Annotated in this window: 15 protein-coding genes; 6 read left to right on the top strand and 9 right to left on the bottom strand. The window is 68.8% G+C overall.

What is annotated here, in order from left to right; translation table 11 throughout:
- The coding region (locus FRW57_RS23980) for a PE domain-containing protein (RefSeq protein WP_203230240.1) at window positions 1-186 on the bottom strand (186 nt) is incomplete at its 3' end.
- A gap of 165 nt (window positions 187-351) precedes the next feature.
- On the opposite strand from FRW57_RS23980, the gene FRW57_RS07230 reads away from it, so the two are divergent.
- Window positions 352-819 carry a hypothetical protein gene (locus FRW57_RS07230; RefSeq protein WP_137122937.1) on the top strand — a complete coding sequence of 156 codons (468 nt, stop codon included), beginning with the start codon at window positions 352-354 and terminating at the stop codon, window positions 817-819.
- 52 nt (window positions 820-871) lie between these two features.
- On the opposite strand, the gene FRW57_RS07225 is transcribed toward FRW57_RS07230, so the two are convergent.
- A complete protein-coding gene (locus tag FRW57_RS07225) occupies window positions 872-1,396 on the bottom strand; it encodes a COG4315 family predicted lipoprotein (protein WP_238384821.1) in 525 nt (174 codons plus the stop codon).
- Between the two features lie 210 nt (window positions 1,397-1,606).
- Here FRW57_RS07225 and FRW57_RS07220 point away from each other — a divergent pair, with 210 nt between their 5' ends.
- Window positions 1,607-2,398: an ABC transporter ATP-binding protein gene (locus tag FRW57_RS07220; RefSeq protein WP_137122938.1), complete on the top strand. Its 792-nt coding sequence runs from the start codon at window positions 1,607-1,609 to the stop codon at window positions 2,396-2,398.
- A gap of 3 nt (window positions 2,399-2,401) precedes the next feature.
- Window positions 2,402-4,948 (top strand): ABC transporter permease, encoded by a 2,547-nt coding sequence (locus FRW57_RS07215; RefSeq protein WP_137122939.1) that lies wholly within the window; start codon window positions 2,402-2,404, stop codon window positions 4,946-4,948.
- An 89-nt stretch (window positions 4,949-5,037) separates the two neighbouring features.
- On the opposite strand, the gene speB is transcribed toward FRW57_RS07215, so the two are convergent.
- The 7 genes from speB to FRW57_RS07180 all read right to left on the bottom strand — a co-directional run bounded on the left by speB (window position 5,038) and on the right by FRW57_RS07180 (window position 13,304).
- Window positions 5,038-6,066, bottom strand: coding sequence for an agmatinase (speB, locus tag FRW57_RS07210; protein ID WP_137122940.1), 1,029 nt, complete (start codon window positions 6,064-6,066; stop codon window positions 5,038-5,040).
- Window positions 6,067-6,231: 165 nt separating this feature from the next.
- Window positions 6,232-7,617 carry an NAD(P)/FAD-dependent oxidoreductase gene (locus FRW57_RS07205; RefSeq protein ID WP_152185670.1) on the bottom strand — a complete coding sequence of 462 codons (1,386 nt, stop codon included), beginning with the start codon at window positions 7,615-7,617 and terminating at the stop codon, window positions 6,232-6,234.
- Window positions 7,618-7,621: 4 nt separating this feature from the next.
- Window positions 7,622-8,485, bottom strand: coding sequence for an ABC transporter permease (locus FRW57_RS07200; protein ID WP_238384822.1), 864 nt, complete (start codon window positions 8,483-8,485; stop codon window positions 7,622-7,624).
- Window positions 8,485-9,411, bottom strand: coding sequence for an ABC transporter permease (locus FRW57_RS07195; RefSeq protein ID WP_137122942.1), 927 nt, complete (start codon window positions 9,409-9,411; stop codon window positions 8,485-8,487). The genes FRW57_RS07200 and FRW57_RS07195 overlap by 1 nt, the downstream gene beginning before the upstream one ends.
- Window positions 9,408-10,577: an ABC transporter ATP-binding protein gene (locus FRW57_RS07190; RefSeq protein ID WP_137122943.1), complete on the bottom strand. Its 1,170-nt coding sequence runs from the start codon at window positions 10,575-10,577 to the stop codon at window positions 9,408-9,410. Before FRW57_RS07190 ends, FRW57_RS07195 begins: the two co-directional genes overlap by 4 nt.
- A gap of 1 nt (window position 10,578) precedes the next feature.
- Window positions 10,579-11,778 carry an ABC transporter substrate-binding protein gene (locus FRW57_RS07185; protein WP_152185669.1) on the bottom strand — a complete coding sequence of 400 codons (1,200 nt, stop codon included), beginning with the start codon at window positions 11,776-11,778 and terminating at the stop codon, window positions 10,579-10,581.
- 77 nt (window positions 11,779-11,855) lie between these two features.
- Window positions 11,856-13,304, bottom strand: coding sequence for a gamma-aminobutyraldehyde dehydrogenase (locus FRW57_RS07180; protein ID WP_203230239.1), 1,449 nt, complete (start codon window positions 13,302-13,304; stop codon window positions 11,856-11,858).
- A gap of 236 nt (window positions 13,305-13,540) precedes the next feature.
- Here FRW57_RS07180 and FRW57_RS07175 point away from each other — a divergent pair, with 236 nt between their 5' ends.
- The 3 genes from FRW57_RS07175 to FRW57_RS07165 form a co-directional block, all read left to right on the top strand.
- The gene (locus tag FRW57_RS07175) at window positions 13,541-14,023 is read left to right on the top strand and encodes an Lrp/AsnC family transcriptional regulator (RefSeq protein WP_203230241.1); all 483 of its coding nucleotides are present in this window, start codon (window positions 13,541-13,543) and stop codon (window positions 14,021-14,023) included.
- Window positions 14,020-15,459, top strand: a complete 1,440-nt coding sequence (locus FRW57_RS07170; protein ID WP_152185666.1) for an aspartate aminotransferase family protein — start codon at window positions 14,020-14,022, stop codon at window positions 15,457-15,459. Before FRW57_RS07175 ends, FRW57_RS07170 begins: the two co-directional genes overlap by 4 nt.
- Before the next feature lie 146 nt (window positions 15,460-15,605).
- On the top strand, window positions 15,606-15,913 hold a 308-nt coding region (locus FRW57_RS07165; RefSeq protein WP_152185665.1), incomplete at its 3' end, for an FAD-dependent oxidoreductase.

Genomic DNA, 15,913 nt, shown 5'->3' with positions numbered 1-15,913 from the left:
ATCATGGCCCCAGCGCCGGGACGCGGCCGTCGCGGACTGCGCGACGGCCGCGTCGCCCCCCGCCCCCGCCACGGACGTCAGCGCCCTGGCCACTTCTGCGGCCACCCGTGCGACATGGCTGCCCACTGCCTGCACGCCGTTCCCACCGGCACGAACTTCGGCCGGGTCGACCGCCCACCTGCTCACGGTGATCCCCTTTCGACGCGGCCAACCTAGGCCGATCACGCGTCTCCCCGCTGGGGTTGTCCACAGGCGATCGTCCTACGCCGCCCAGCGCAATATTCACGGCCTGAAAGGTGATAAATTGGGCGGCAGAGTCGCCACACCGTGCAACCAGGAGAAGCCCGCCCCATGTCCGCAGCACTACAGGCCGTGTTGGTCGGCCTCCTCGTCCTCGCCGCGTCCGTCTGGATCGGCGGCTTCGTCATGCTCATGGTGGTCAGCCGGGCCTCCCGCGCTTCCCTGGAGGAGGCGCCACGGGTTGCGCTCTTCCGCCAGGTGGGCCGCACCTTCCTGCCGATCGCCATCGTCGCCATGGTCGTGGCCCTGATCACCGGCGGCGTGCTGCTCGGCGCCAGGACCTGGGACGGTCTCGCGACCGCGTTGGTGATCCTCGTCGCAGCGGTGATCGTGGCGACAGGCCTGGGGGTGCGGCAGGCCCGGGCCATGACGAAGCTGCGTCGGCAGGCCCTCGTCGGCGAGGGCGCGCTCGCCACCCGGGTCGAGACCGGCGCTCGCCACGCCACAGCCTTGCGCACCGTGATCGGTCTGCTCGTCCTTGCTCTTTACGTGGTCGCCGTGGTGACCGCAACCCACTGACTCCGCTTCCCGGCACCGCGCGCCACGCCTTACGAGCCTTCGTTTGCTCGGTTCAGTAGTTGTATCCGCCCGCACCGCTTCCGGTGGCCGGGCTCGACGCGCCGGCCGGCCGCACGGCGTGCCAGGTGAACCGCCTGCCGCCGAAGCTGTCCTTCGCCCCGTCACCGGCCACCTGCCCCGCGCCCTTGTCGAACGCGAAGGAGTAGACGGGTATGCCGTCGTAGGTCACCTGGTGTCGGCCGTCCGGTCGGTCGACCGTGCCGAGGGTGCCGGTCACGCCCGCCCCGGCCTTCGGCCGGCCGGTCACCACCAGCGGCATCCAGACCTTGAGGCAGGAGCCGGTGCACCGCAGTGCGCCGGCCGACTCACGGTTTGCCTCGTAGAGCGTGAGCCCCTGGTCGTCGACCAGCACGCCTCCCTTGACCGACACCGTCGACGCGGTGGGTGCGTTCGCCGCGGGGCTTCCCATCGAGGTGTTCGCCGCCCCTGTCGCACCTGCGCCGTTCGTGCCACACGCCGCTGCGCCGAGCACGAGCGCGCCGCCCACCATCACCTGCCAGATCCTTTGACTCCGCAACGGATCCACCTCCTTCGACACCGTGGACACGAACGCGGGCGAAGTCCGGTTCACGCCGATCGCCGAACCGCCGATCACCGGTGCACGGGGGTCCACCCGGCCCGTCAATCCCTGACATCCGTCATGGCCGAATCGGGACAAAAACGTGTGTGCCCAGCAGGCGCCCTCGCCTACGCTTGCCGACAAGCCAACTGACTCGGGAGAACACGCATGACCACGATCGCAGCACGCGCGACCGCCCTCACGAAGGTCTACGGAAAGGGCGACGCGGAGGTTCGAGCACTCGACGGCGTCTCGCTGGAGATCGGCTCCGGCGAGTTCACTGCCGTGATGGGCCCGTCCGGCTCCGGCAAGTCCACCCTGATGCACTGCCTGGCCGCGCTCGACACGGTCAGCTCCGGGGAGATCCACATCGGCGACACGAACATCGCGGGTCTCTCTGACAAGAAGCTGACCGAGCTGCGCCGTGACGACATCGGTTTCGTCTTCCAGTCGTTCAACCTGGTGCCGACGCTCAGCGCGCAGGAGAACATCCTGCTGCCGCTGTCGATCGCCGGACGCCAGCCGGAAGCAGAGTGGTTCGACACCGTGATCGAGGCGGTCGGCCTGCGCGACCGGTTGGGCCACCGGCCGAGTGAGATGTCGGGTGGACAGCAGCAGCGGGTCGCCTGCGCCCGGGCCCTGATGAGCCGGCCCTCGATCGTCTTCGCGGACGAGCCCACGGGCAACCTCGACTCCACCTCGGGTGCCGAGGTGCTCGGCTTCCTGCAACGTAGCGTGCGTGACTTCGGGCAGACGATCGTGATGGTGACGCACGACCCGGTCGCGGCGTCATACACCGACCGCGTCGTGTTCCTCGCCGACGGCAGGCTGGTGGACGAGCTCCACGCACCGACCGCCGACTCGGTGCTGGAACGCATGTCCCAGATCCAGCTGCGGCACAACCGACAGGGCCCCGTCGAGTTCCAGGACGCGGCGCTCGCGGGCGAGCCGGAGTCCTGAACCGTGCTCAAAGTCACGTGGCGCAACCTCTTTGCGCGCAAAATCCGTCTGGTCCTCAGTGGTTTCGCCATCGTCATCGGCGTCGCGTTCGTCGCCGGCTCGCTGGTCTTCACCGACACGATGTCCAAGAGTTTCGACGACATCATCAAGGGAGGGACCTCCGACGTCACCGTCCGTCCCGCGGGGCAGGACAACTGGAGCGGTGACAGTGCACTGATCGACACCCGGGCCATCCCTGCCCGGACGTTGCAGTCCCTCGAGTCGGTGCCCGGTGCGGCCCGTGTGGACGGCACGGTCAGCAGCCAGAGCCTCTTCGTCATCGGCACCAACGGCAAGGTGGTGGGGGGCACCGGCGCCCCCACGCTGAGCTTCAACTACAACGACGCACCCTCGATCACCGGAAAGCCATCGGTGCTCATCTCACAGGGGCACGCACCACACGGCGCGCACCAGGTGGCGCTCGACCCCACCACCGTCGACAAGGCGGGATACGCGCTCGGGGACACGGTGCAGATGATCAGCTCCGGCGACCGACCGCACGTCACGGCGAAGCTCGTCGGCATCGGCCAGTTCGGAGGCGGAGGTCTCGCCGGGGCGTCCCTCGTGCTCTTCGACACCCACACCGCCCAGCAGCTCTTCTTCGGTGGCCGCGACGTCTATTCATCCGTGGCGTTGACCGCCCAGGACGGAGTGAGCCAGCAGCAGCTGGCCCACGAAGCCTCAGAGAAGCTGCCGTCCGGACTGGAGGCCGTGACCGGTGACGTGGTCGCAAAGGAGACCCAGGACCAGATCGCCACGGTGCTGAACTTCCTGAACATCTTCCTGCTCGTCTTTGCCGCGATCGCCCTCGTCGTGGGCACCTTCCTGATCATCAACACCTTCTCGATCCTCGTGGCACAGCGCAGCCGCGAGCTGGCCCTCCTACGCGCACTCGGTGCTGCCCGTCGGCAGGTCACCCGGTCTGTGCTCCTGGAGGCCCTGGTCGTCGGTTTCATCGGCTCGACCCTCGGCCTGCTGGGTGGATTCGGGCTGGCCGCAGCTCTCAAGGCCGTGTTCGCGACCTTCGGGCTCGACCTGTCCGCGACAGCGCTGGTGTTCTCGGCGCGCACGGTCGTCGTCTCCTACCTGGTCGGCCTGCTCGTCACGATGTTCGCCGCCTACCTGCCTGCGCGCCGCGCGGCCAGCATCGCCCCCGTCGCGGCGATGCGTGACGACATCGCCCTGCCCGAGTCGTCGATCCGCCGTCGGTTGGTGGTCGCCGGTGTGCTCGGCGTCATCGGGATCGGCCTGATGGCAGGCGGCCTCGCCGGCAGCGGGGGCAGCGGCGCCGCGCTCGTGGGAGTGGGCGTCTTCGCCATACTGATCAGCGTCGCGCTGATGAGCCCGGTGCTGGGCAGGCCCGTGCTGCGCGCTCTGGGCGTGGTCTACCGGCGTGCCTACGGGACCGTCGGCAGTCTCGCCACCGAGAACTCCCTGCGCAACCCCCGGCGCACGGCCGCCACGGCCTCCGCACTCATGATCGGGATGGCGCTCGTCACCACGATGTCCGTGCTCGGTGCGTCGGTCAACAAGTCCATCGACGTCAGCGTCAAGAAGGAGTTCACCGCCGACTACCTGGTGTCCAACGCGATCGGCCAGCCGTTCTCGACCAAGATCGCCGAGCAGGTGCGTGACACCGACGGCGTCGCCAAGGTGGCGCAGCTGCAGTGGCTGTCGGCCAAGGTCGATGGTCAGTCGCTCAATCTCACCGCCTCGGACCCCGGTGAGCTCCGGTCGATCTTCGATGTGCCGGCCCGCAGCGGAACGATGGACGTGCGGGACGGGCAGATCGCCCTCTCGGGGGATGCCGCGAAGAAGTTGCACGCCGGGGTCGGCGACACCATCTCCATGGCGTTCCCGACCGGCACCCAGAAGGCACAGGTCGTCGGCGTGTTCACCTCCTCGAACGTGTTGGGCAGCTCCCTGGTCCCGTTCTCCACCGTCGAGCGGGCCAGGTTGCCACGTTTCGACAGCTCCGTCGCGGTGAACGCCGACTCACCAGCCGACGTCGCCGCTGTCGGCAACCGGCTCGACGCCCTGACGCAGGATGTCCCGACCGTGACGGTCCAGTCGCAGCAGGAGTTCTCCGACGCCCAGCGTGCTGGCGTCGACCAGCTGCTCTACCTGATCTACGCCCTCCTCGGGCTGGCCATCATCATCGCCGTGCTGGGCATCATCAACACGTTGGCGCTGAGCGTGATCGAGCGCACGCGAGAAGTTGGCCTGCTGCGGGCCGTCGGCCTCAGCCGGCGTCAGCTGCGTCGCATGGTGCGGTTGGAGTCGATCGCGATCGCCGTCCTGGGCGCGGTGCTCGGAGTCGTGATGGGGCTGGTCTTCGGCGTCGTCCTGCAACGAGCCGTCGCCGATCAAGGCATCACCGAACTCGCCGTTCCCGGGCTGCAACTGGTGGTCTTCATCGTGCTTGCCGCCGTGGTGGGCGTCCTGGCCGCGGTGCTGCCGGCCCGGCGGGCCGCCAAGCTCAACGTCCTGCGAGCCATCACCACCGAGTAGCACCGGCCGCAGTGATACTGCCGCAGCTCCTCCGCGGCAGGGTCGCTTCCCTGCATCATCGCCGCTGGTCGTTGCTGCCGCCGAGCGACTCAGGACCCGGGGATCGGCCGGTTCGCGAGCAGGGGCTGTGCAGGGTCCCACCGGGTGCCGTCGCGCTCGTCCTGACGCCTGCGCGCGATCGCCGAGAGTGCTTCGAGCACCACGCGGTTGGCCAGCGCAGCCGTGATGTCGGCGTGGTCGTAGGGAGGGCTCACCTCCACGACGTCCATACCGACCACGGGCAGCTCCAGGCAGATCCGGCGGACCGAGTCGAGCAGCTGGCGGGCGGAGAAACCGCCCGGCTCCGGCGTGCCGGTCCCGGGGGCGTGGCCCGGGTCGCAGACGTCGATGTCGACCGACAGGAAGACGCCCTCGCACTCGTCGGTCGCGATCTCGAACACCTCGGTGAGGCACGCCTCGAGCCCCCGGTGGCCGATCTCTGTCATCTCGTAGGACCGCATCCGCTGCCCGGCCATCCAGCCCAGAGTCTCCGGCTCGGGCCAGTAGCCACGCAGTCCGATCTGCAGGAAACGGTCGCCGCGCAACGCCCCGGACTCGATCAGGCGACGCATCGGCTGACCGTGCCCCCACAGGGAGCCGAACGTGATGTCGCCGGTGTCGGCGTGGGCATCAAAGTGGATCATCGAGATCCGGCCGTGGCCCAGCACGTTGGCCACGCCCTTGGCGTCGGGGAAGGCGATGGAGTGGTCACCCCCGAGCACCACCGGGATCGCGCCCGCCCGGGTCACCCGCTCGATCACCGCCTCGAGGGCGGGCAGCGCCACCTCGATGTCGCCGGGGGTCATCTCCACGTCGCCCGCATCGACGACGCGCAGGTCCTGCAACGCGTCCGTGCGCAGCGCCAGACTCGGTCGCGAGCCGTCGTGGGGCAGGTAGTCGGTCCCCCGGATGGCCATCGGCCCGAAGCGCGTCCCCGGGCGGTGTGAGGTGCCCCCGTCGAACGGTGCACCGACGATCACGACGTCCGCATCGGCATACGACTCGGGGTCCTCGAGGTCGCAGCGTGGAACCCCCAGGAAGGTGAAGTCCGGCCCGAACTGCTGCCCGTAGCGACTCATCGGCTCGTCCCTGCTCTCATCGGAAGGGGTGCTCTCTGACCACGATCGACCCTACTGGGTGGTCACCGCGCCCGGCGCGAAGCCTGACCCGCCCCCACCTGTGAGGAATCTTCGTGAGGTTTGGCGCCCCCAAGGCCCCAAACCTCACGAAGATTCCTCCGGGAGTCAGGAGTCGAAGCCAAGGCCGAGGCGGTCGAGGGTGCGCAGCCAGACGTCGCGCCGTCCCTCGTGTGCATCGGCGCGCGCGATGCTGCGACGAGTGAGCTGGATCCCGGCCCATCGCACCGGTTCCGGCGGCCACGGCACCGGTTTGCGACGCACCATCGCGAGGCCGGTCCGTTCGTTGTCACGGCCGGCCAGCAGGTCCAGGGAGACCTGGGCCCCGAACCGCGTCGCCCCGACTCCCAGCCCGGTGTAGCCGAGCACGGAGGCCACTTTGCCGCCGCAGGCCCGGTGCCACGAGGCGCTGAACCGGGTTGAGGTGTCGATCGCCCCGCCCCACGTGTGTCCGATGCGCACCCCCTCCAGCGCCGGGAAGGTCTCGACGAGGTGCCGGTAGAGCATCCGTTCGGTCTCGGGGCGGCGCTCCCGGCGCGGCGACAGGTCGGAGCGGAAGTAGTAGAGCGCGTCGTAGCCGCCGAAGACCAGCCGGTCGTCGGCGGTCAACCGGTAGTAGTGGAACTGGTTGCCGGCGTCGCCGACGCCCTCCCGGCCCTCCCAGCCCAGCGACGAACGCTGCTGCGCGCTCAGCGGTTCCGTGGCGATCAGGTGATCCCACACGGGCACGACGAAGGCCCGGTGGCGGCGCACCGGCGACGGGAAGACATTGGTGCCGAGGACGGCCTGGCGTGCGCGCACCGTCCCGTGCGGCGTCGCCAGCTCCACCCGGTCGCCGGCATCGCGCACGCCGGTCACGCGGGTGCCCTCGTGCAGGGACGCCCCCCGCTCTTCGACGGCTGCCGCCAGTCCCCACGCCAGCCGGGCGGGGTGCACCATGGCGACGCCCCTGCCGTCGAACAAGCTTCCGCGGTAGGTCGGTGAGCTCACCCGGGCACGGGTCTCCTCGGGCCCGAGGAGCTCGGGTTGCTCGCCGAGTCGGCGCAGGGCCTCCGCGTCCTCACGCAGTCCCTGCAGCTGCCAGTCGGCCACCGCGACGTCGAGTTCGCCCGTCCGCTCGAAATCGCAGTCGATCCCGAGCTCGTCGACCGTCTGCGCGATGGCGTCGAGGTTCTCCAGGCCGAGTCGGTGCAGCAACGGCATCTCGTCGGGCCAGCGGGCCATTCCGTTGCCGACGCCGTGGGTCAGGCTGGCGGCACAGAACCCACCGTTGCGTCCGGTCGCTGCTGCCCCGATCCGTCCCGCCTCGAGCAGCACCACCGAACGGTCGGGTTCCTCGTCGAGGGCGAGCAGCGCGGTCCACAGACCGGTGAAGCCACCACCGACCACCGCGAGGTCGGCGGTCGTGTCCCCGATGAGCGGGAGACGCGCTGCCGGCCGCGCCGGGTCGTCCAACCACAACGGGGTCGACGACGCACCGTCGAGCTCACTCATCGCGTCACGCGGCCGACCGGCGACGGCGTGCCCCGATAACCTGCCCGACCGCGACGGCGATCAGTGCGACAAGGAACATGATCGTCCCGATCACGTTGATCTGCACGGGAGTTCCACGCTGGGCCGCGCCCCAGATGTACATCGGGAAGGTCACGTCGGAGCCGGCGTTGAAGTTGGTGATGATGTAGTCGTCGAAGGACAGCGAGAAGGCAAGCAGCGCGCCGGCCGCGATGCCCGGCGCCACCAGCGGCAGAGTCACCCGCAGGAAGGTCTGCCGCTCGTTGGAGTAGAGGTCGGCCGCCGCCTCCTCCAGGTTGGGGTCGAGGCCCGCTACCCGTGCCTTCACGGTGACGATCACAAACGACACGCAGAACATCACGTGCGCGATGATGATCGTCCACGCGCCGAGCGGGAACCGCAGCCCGATGAAGAGGGTCAGCAGGCTGGAGCCCATGACGACCTCGGGGGTGGCCATCGGCATGAAGATCAGCAGGTTGATCAACGCGCGGCCCCGGAACCGGTGCCGGGTCAGCGCGAAGGCCGCGAGCGTCCCGAGGATGGTGGCCAGGATCGTGGCGGTGACCCCGATCTTGAGGCTGAGCCCCAGGGCCGAGCACATCCCCGGTGCCCCGCAGGGATGCAGCCACGCGTCGAGCGAGAACGCCGACCACGAGTAGTTGAACCGGCCCGTGGGGTTGTTGAACGAGAAGATCACCACGATGAGGTTGGGCAGCAGCAGGTAGATGAACGCCAGCGTGCCGAGCACCACGATGATGTTGCGGCGCAGCCAGGCCAGGGGGCCACGCTGCGAACGGCCCGTCGTCCGCATCCGGGTCGGGGCGGCGGGGGAACGCGTCGAGACGGACATCAGACCAGCTCCTCGGTGCCGGATCTCCGGACGTAGGTCATGACGATGGCGAGGATGATGATGAGCAGGATGAACGACATCGTCGCCGCCTGCGGATAGTCGAGCACGCGCAGGAACTGCCCGTCGATGACCTGGCCGATCATGGTCGAGCGGGTGTTGCCCAGCAGCACCGAGTTGATGTAGTCGCCGGCCGCCGGGATGAAGGTCAGCAGGGTGCCGGCCACGACGCCCGGCATCGACAGCGGCAGGGTGACTCGCCGGAACGCGGTGAAGGGCCGGGAGTAGAGGTCGCCGGCGGCCTCGAGCAGCCGGTGGTCGAGCCGGTCGAGGCTGGCGTAGAGCGGAAGCACCATGAACGGCAGGAAGTTGTAGGTCAGCCCCGCGATCACGGCAAACGGTGTCGCGAGCAGCGTGTCCTTGTCGGTGAGGTGCAGCCACTGCAGCAGGTCGGTCAGGTGGGTCTGCTGGAAGAACCACACGACCGGCCCACCGCTGGACAGGATCGTCTTCCACGCCAGCGTGCGGATCAGGAAGCTGGTGAAGAAGGGGGCGATGACCAGCACGAGCAGGATGTTCTTCCAGCGCCCGGACTTGTGCGCGATCATGTAGGCGAGCGGGTAGCCGATCAGCAGCGCCGCGATGGTCGCCAGCGCCGCGAAGCCGATCGACCGCGCGTAGTGCGGCCAGTAACCCCGCAGCGTCTCCCAGTAGATGCTGAAGTTCCACGTCAGCTTCGTGCCGTCCTCGAACGAGCCGGTCTGCAACGACTGGGAACCCAGGAAGACCATCGGCACGACGAAGAAGATCAGCAGCCACGCCATGCCAGGCACCAGCAGCCAGTATGGCGTGAGCCGCCGCTTCTCCGGCCGGTCCGGCGCGGTCTTGGTGCGGCCCCCGGCGCCACCCAGGGAGCCGATGGCACTCATCGGGCGCCGCCGAGTGCCGGCACGGGGGTGTCGTCGTCGCCGACCCGCTGGGCTCCGGCGAAGGCGTCCTGGGCGGCGTCCAGCGCGAACCCGTGCTGCGGCACCCACGAGACCTGCACCTGGTCGCCGTCGCGCAGCAGCGCGCTGCCGTCGTTCTGGGCCACCACGGTGATCGCCTGCCCCCAGGCCAGGCGGACCAGGTACTGCGTCGAGACCCCGGTGAAGGACGCGTCGAGGACCACACCGTCCAGGTGGTTGCGGCCCGCCCCGTCCGCACCGCCCGCCAGCCCGATCCGCAGCTTCTCCGGCCGGACCCCGAGCCACACCTTGCCGTCCTGACGGGTGGACCGGTCTCCGGGCAGGGCGAGCTTGTGCCCACCGACCTGGACCACGAGGTCGCCACCGACCCGATCCGAGATCTCGCCGGCGAGCAGGTTGGACTGGCCGAGGAAGTTGGCCACGAAGGTCGATGCCGGACGTTCGTACAACTCTGTGGGGTGGCCGAGCTGCTCGATGACCCCGGCGTTCATGACCGCGATGGTGTCGGCCATCGTCATGGCCTCCTCCTGGTCGTGCGTGACGTGCACGAAGGTGAGACCCACCTCCTCCTGGATCTTCTTCAGCTCCAGCTGCATCTGGCGGCGCAGCTTGAGGTCGAGCGCACCCAGCGGCTCGTCGAGCAGGAGCACCGCCGGGTGGTTCACCAGGGCCCTGGCCAGGGCCACGCGCTGCTGCTGACCGCCGGAGAGCTGGGCCGGCTTGCGACCGGCCAGGTGGCCGAGCTCAACCAGCTCCAACCCCTCCTTCGCCGTCTTCGTCGCGTCGGCGACCTTGCGCCGCTTGAGGCCGAAGGCGACGTTGTCGAGGACCGTCATGTGCGGGAACAGGGCATAGTTCTGGAAGACCGTGTTGACCGGCCGCGCATACGGCTTGGCCTCGGTGATGTCCTCCTCCCCGATCGAGATCGTGCCCGCGGTGGGCCGTTCGAGGCCGGCCACCATCCGCAGCGTCGTGGTCTTGCCGCAACCCGACGCGCCCAGCAGGGCGAAGAACGACCCCTGCGGGATGGTGAGCGACAGGTCGTCGACGGCCGTGAAGTCACCGAACCGCTTGGTGACGTTGGTGAGGCACAGGTCGCCCTGGCCCTCGGACGTGGGCGTTGGCATGTCAGCCTCCGATCAGGGCCTGGAAGGCCCGGTTGAACTCGGTGTCCTGCTGGGCGGAGACGCCCTGGAAGACGTGCGACGTGGATCGCACCTTGGCGTCCGGGAAGATCAGCGGGTTCTTCGCGACGTCCGGGTCCTCCTTGACCAGGATGTCCTGCACGCCGACGACCGTGGGGATGTAGTTGACGTAGTCCTCGACCTCGGCGGCGATCTTCGGCTGGTAGTACCAGTTGATGAGCTTCTCCGCGTTGGTCTTGTGAGCCGCCTGGTTGGGGATGAAGAAGTTGTCGGACCACAGCATGTGCCCCGCCTTCGGCAGCACGTAGCCCAGGTGCGGGTTGTCGGCCTGGAGCTGGACGACGTCGCCGGTCCACGCCATACAGGCGGCTATGTCACCTGCAGCGAGGCCCTGGCCGTACTCGTTGCCGGTGAAGCCCTGGATCTGCCCGGCGGCCTTCGCATCTCGCAGCACGTCGATCGCGTCGTAGAACTCGGACTCCTGGAAGTCGGAGGGGTCCTTGCCCATCGCCAGCATGGTCAGGCCGACCGTGTCGCGCAGCTCGGTGAGCAGCGTGACCTTGCCCTTGAGCCGCTTGTCGTGCAGCAGCTGGTCGACGCTGGTGACCTTGACCCCGTCGGTGGCCTTGGGGTTGTAGGCAACTCCCGTGAAGCCGCTCTGCCAGGGGATGGAGAACTTGCGGCCCTTGTCGAACGAGACGTTCAGCAGCGTGGGCTCGAGGTTCTTGAGGTTGGGGATGTTGCCGTGGTCGATCTCCTGCGCCCAGGTCAGGCGGATCATCCGCTCGATCATCCAGTCGGTGACCACCACGAGGTCGCGCCCGGTGTCACGCCCGGCTGCCAGCGCCGGCTTGAGCTTGGCGAAGATGACGTCGTTGTCCGTGACGTCCTCGGTGTAGCGGACGGTGATCCCCGTCGCCTTCTTGAACTGGTCGAGGCTGGGGTGCCGCTGCGTTTTGTCGTTGACGTCGACGTACTCGGGCCAGTTGGACCAGTTGACGACCTTCTGGCCCGAGGACAAGTCGGTTGCGGCGCGCGCGTCGAGCCCGTACTTCTCCAGCCCCGGGGTCGAGCAGGCCGACAGCGCGGCCGCAGACCCGAGCCCGAGGACGCCGCCGAGGAAGCGGCGGCGGGTGAGGCCCCGCAGGAGCGGCGCCGAGGGGGCGCTATCAGGAGTGCCCATGGACCAGCCTCCACTTCATCGGCATTGCAGGTCCCCCACGACGGCGCGCCGAACCCACGGCGGGTGCGATGACCATGTCATGACTCGATGTTGGCCATGACGTGCTTGATCCGGGTGTAGTCCTCGAAGCCGTACATGGACAGGTCCTTGCCGTAGCCGGAGTGCTTGAACCCGCCGTGCGGCATCTCGGCCACCACCGGGATGTGCGTGTTGATCCACACACAGCCGAAGTCCAGCGCCTTGGACATCCGCATCGCCCGCCCGAAGTCCCTGGTCCACACACTGGAAGCCAGCCCGTACTGCACCCCGTTGGCCCACCCGATCGCCTGCGCCTCATCGGAGAACTGCTGCACCGTGATCACCGGACCGAAGATCTCGTCCTGGACCGCCTCATCCTCCTGCCGCAACCCCGACACCACCGTCGGCTCCAGGAAGTACCCCTCCCCCAGACCCGCCGCCCGATGCCCACCGGCACCCACCGACGCGTGGTCCGGCAACCGGGACAAGAACCCCTGCACCCGCTCCAACTGGGTCGCGTTGTTCACCGGCCCCAACAACGCGTCCGCATCCTCGGGCAACCCCACCTTCGCCTGGGTCTTGGCGAACTCCGACAGCGCCGCCACGAAATCATCATGGATCCCCGGCCCGGCCAACACCCGGGTCGCCGCCGTGCAGTCCTGCCCCGCGTTGAAATACCCCGCCGTCGCGATCCCCTCCACCGCCGCCTCCAGGTCCGCGTCGTCGAACACCACCACCGGCGCCTTCCCACCCAACTCCAGATGCACCCGCTTCAGATCCGTCGCCGCGCTCTGCGCCACCTGCACCCCGGCCCGCACCGACCCGGTGATCGCCACCAACGCCGGCACCGGATGCTCCACCAACGCCCGCCCCGTGTCCCGGTCACCAGTCACCACATTGAACGTACCCGCCGGCAAGAACTCCGACGCGATCTCGGCCATCAACAACGTCGTCTCCGGCGTCGTATCACTCGGCTTGAGCACGATCGCGTTCCCCGCCGCCAACGCCGGCGCGATCTTCCACATCGCCATCATCATCGGGTAGTTCCACGGCGTCACCTGCCCCACCACCCCAATCGGCTCCCGCCGAATCCACGACGTATGACCCGCCAGATACTCCCCCGCCGCACGCCCCTCCAACACCCGCGCCGCCCCCGCAAAAAACCGCAACTGATCCAACATCGGCGGGATCTCCTCCGACGCGGTCAACGCCAACGGCTTACCAGTGTTCTCCGCCTCCAACCGCACCAACTCGCCCGACCGCGCCTCCAACGCATCCGCAAACTTCAACAACGCCGCCTGCCGCTCCCCCGGCGTCACCCGACCCCACACCGCAAAACCCTCACCCGCCGCCCGATACGCCCGATCCACATCCGCCGCCGACGACACCGGCGCCCTCGCCACCACCCGCGCCGTCACCGGACTCACCACATCACTGGTCACACCCGACTCGGCATCGACATACTCGCCACCGACAAAACTACGCAGGACCCGGGGACTCGTGCTCACGACATACTCCTCATTCGGTGTGACTACTCGCGCTTCGGACGGGCCCAACGGCGTGATGCCCGTGTCGGGAATCATAGGGCTGTCTCTGGCGATTTCAACACCCTGCCCCCGATTTTCCTGCGAAATCAGTATCGCGATCGGGCGACGACCCACTGATTCAGTGGCCCGGGCACTTGCCAAGACGGACGAAGCACGGCACCATCGGGGACGTGAGTCCTCGCAGCGCGGCGCCGGAGATCCGACGCGACAGGGACCGCCGGGTCAGTCCGGGCGGCGGGCTCGACGACGTCGCGAAGGCGATCATCGAGCACCTCCAGAACGACGGCCGGCAGTCCTACAGCGCCATCGCCAAGGACGTCGGCCTGTCCGAGGCGGCGGTGCGCCAGCGCGTGCAGCGTCTGCTGGACGCCGGGGTCATGCAGATCGTCGCCGTGACCGATCCCCTCCAGATCGGCTTCCACCGACAGGCCATGATCGGCCTGCAGGTGGACGGTGAGCTCGAGACGGTGGCTCGTCCCCTGACGGAGCTGCCCGAGGTCGCCTACGTCGTCACCACCGCGGGCAGCTTCGACCTGATGATCGAGGTGGTCTGCGAGGACGACGACCAATTGCTCGAGCTGCTGTCCGGCCGGATCAGGAACCTGGCCGGGGTGCGCAGCACCGAGACGTTCGTCTATCTGAAACTCAACAAGCAGCACTACAACTGGGGTACCCGATGACCACTGAACCAGCTCCCGTCTCCGCTCCCGCCCAGGATGACCGCACCCCGGCAGGCACGAAGTATGCCGATGCCGCGCGGGCCCACCTGTGGGGCCACTTCACGCGGCAGTCCACCTACGAGCCCACCTCGGCCGGAGGCGCGGGCGGCAACGTGCCGATCATCGTCAGGGGGGACGGCGCCCACATCTTTGACGACCGCGGCCGCAAGTACATCGACGGCCTGGCCGGCCTGTTCACCGTCCAGGTCGGACACGGCCGCCGCGAGCTCGCCGAGGCCGCGGCCAAGCAGGCCGAGCAGCTCGCCTACTTCCCGCTGTGGTCCTACGCCACTCCCCCGGCCATCGAGCTGGCCGAGCGGCTCTCGGCGCAGGCCCCGGGCGACCTCAACCGGGTCTTCTTCACCACCGGTGGCGGAGAGGCGGTCGAGAGCGCCTGGAAGCTGGCCAAGCAGTACTTCAAGCTCACCGGCAAGCCGGGCAAGCACAAGGTGATCAGCCGTGCGGTGGCCTACCACGGCACCCCGCAGGGCGCCCTGTCGATCACCGGAATCCCTTTTGCCAAGGCGCCGTTCGAGCCGCTCGTGCCCGGCGCCTTCAAGGTCCCCAACACCAACATCTACCGCGCCGACGAGTCGCTGCGCGACGACCCGAAGCACTTCGGGCGCTGGGCTGCCGACCGCATCGCCGAGGCGATCGAGTTCGAGGGCCCCGAGACGGTCGCGGCCGTCTTCCTCGAGCCGGTGCAGAACTCCGGCGGCTGCTTCCCGCCGCCCCCCGGCTACTTCGACCGGGTCCGGGAGATCTGTGACGAGTATGACGTGCTGCTCGTCTCCGACGAGGTCATCTGTGCCTTCGGCCGGATCGGCTCGATGTTCGCCAGCACCGACTTCGGCTACGAGCCCGACATCATCACCTGCGCCAAGGGCCTGACCTCGGGCTACTCGCCGCTCGGCGCGATGATCGCCACCGACCGGCTGTTCGAGCCGTTCCAGGGTGGGGACACGGTGTTCGCCCACGGCTACACCTTCGGTGGGCACCCCGTTTCGGCAGCGGTGGCGATGGCCAACCTGGACATCTTCGACCGCGAGCACCTCAACGACCACGTCAAGCACGAGGCACCGAACTTCCGGGCCACGCTCGAGAAGCTGCTCGACCTGCCGATCGTCGGCGACGTGCGCGGCGAGGGGTTCTTCTACGGCATCGAGCTGGTCAAGGACAAGGAGACGCGCGAGACCTTCGACGACGACGAGGCGGAGCGGCTGCTGCACGACTTCGTCAGCCCGGCGCTGTGGGAGGCGGGCATCTACTGCCGCGCCGACGACCGTGGCGACCCGGTCATCCAGCTGTCGCCGCCGCTGATCATCGGCCAGACCGAGTTCGACGACATCGAACAACGGCTGCGTGGCGTGCTCACCGAGGCCTGGAAGCGGCTCTGAGCGGCGACGAAGAGCGGCGAGGATGGAGCGAAGCGACCTGCCGCCAAGGAGCGCGACCATCGGCTCTGAGCTGACCGACGAACGACGCGCGGGACCGCGCGGGACCGCTTTGTCCCGCGCGTCCTGTGCTGCCCTGAGGAGACGGTATGACGGTGCTGCCCCTGTGGTGGGACGAGGCCTCGGGGACCCCTCCCCTCGGGCCGGACCGGCACGCGCTGACGACGGACACCGAGGTCGACGTCTGCGTCGTCGGTGCGGGCTACACCGGTCTGTGGACGGCCTACTACCTGCTCGAGGCCGACCCGTCCCTCCAGGTCCTGGTCCTCGAGCAGGAGCGGGCGGGCTTCGGGGCGAGCGGCCGCAACGGTGGCTGGGTCTCCGCGCTCTACCCGGTCAGCCCGGCCCGGCTGGCCCGTGACCACGGCGAGGCGGCGGCGCGCGACCAGCACGCCGC

Source organism: Segeticoccus rhizosphaerae, from assembly GCF_009192725.1.
Taxonomy (GTDB): Bacteria; Actinomycetota; Actinomycetes; order Actinomycetales; family Dermatophilaceae; genus Segeticoccus; species Segeticoccus rhizosphaerae.
This window is presented reverse-complemented; position numbering and strand designations above follow the sequence as displayed.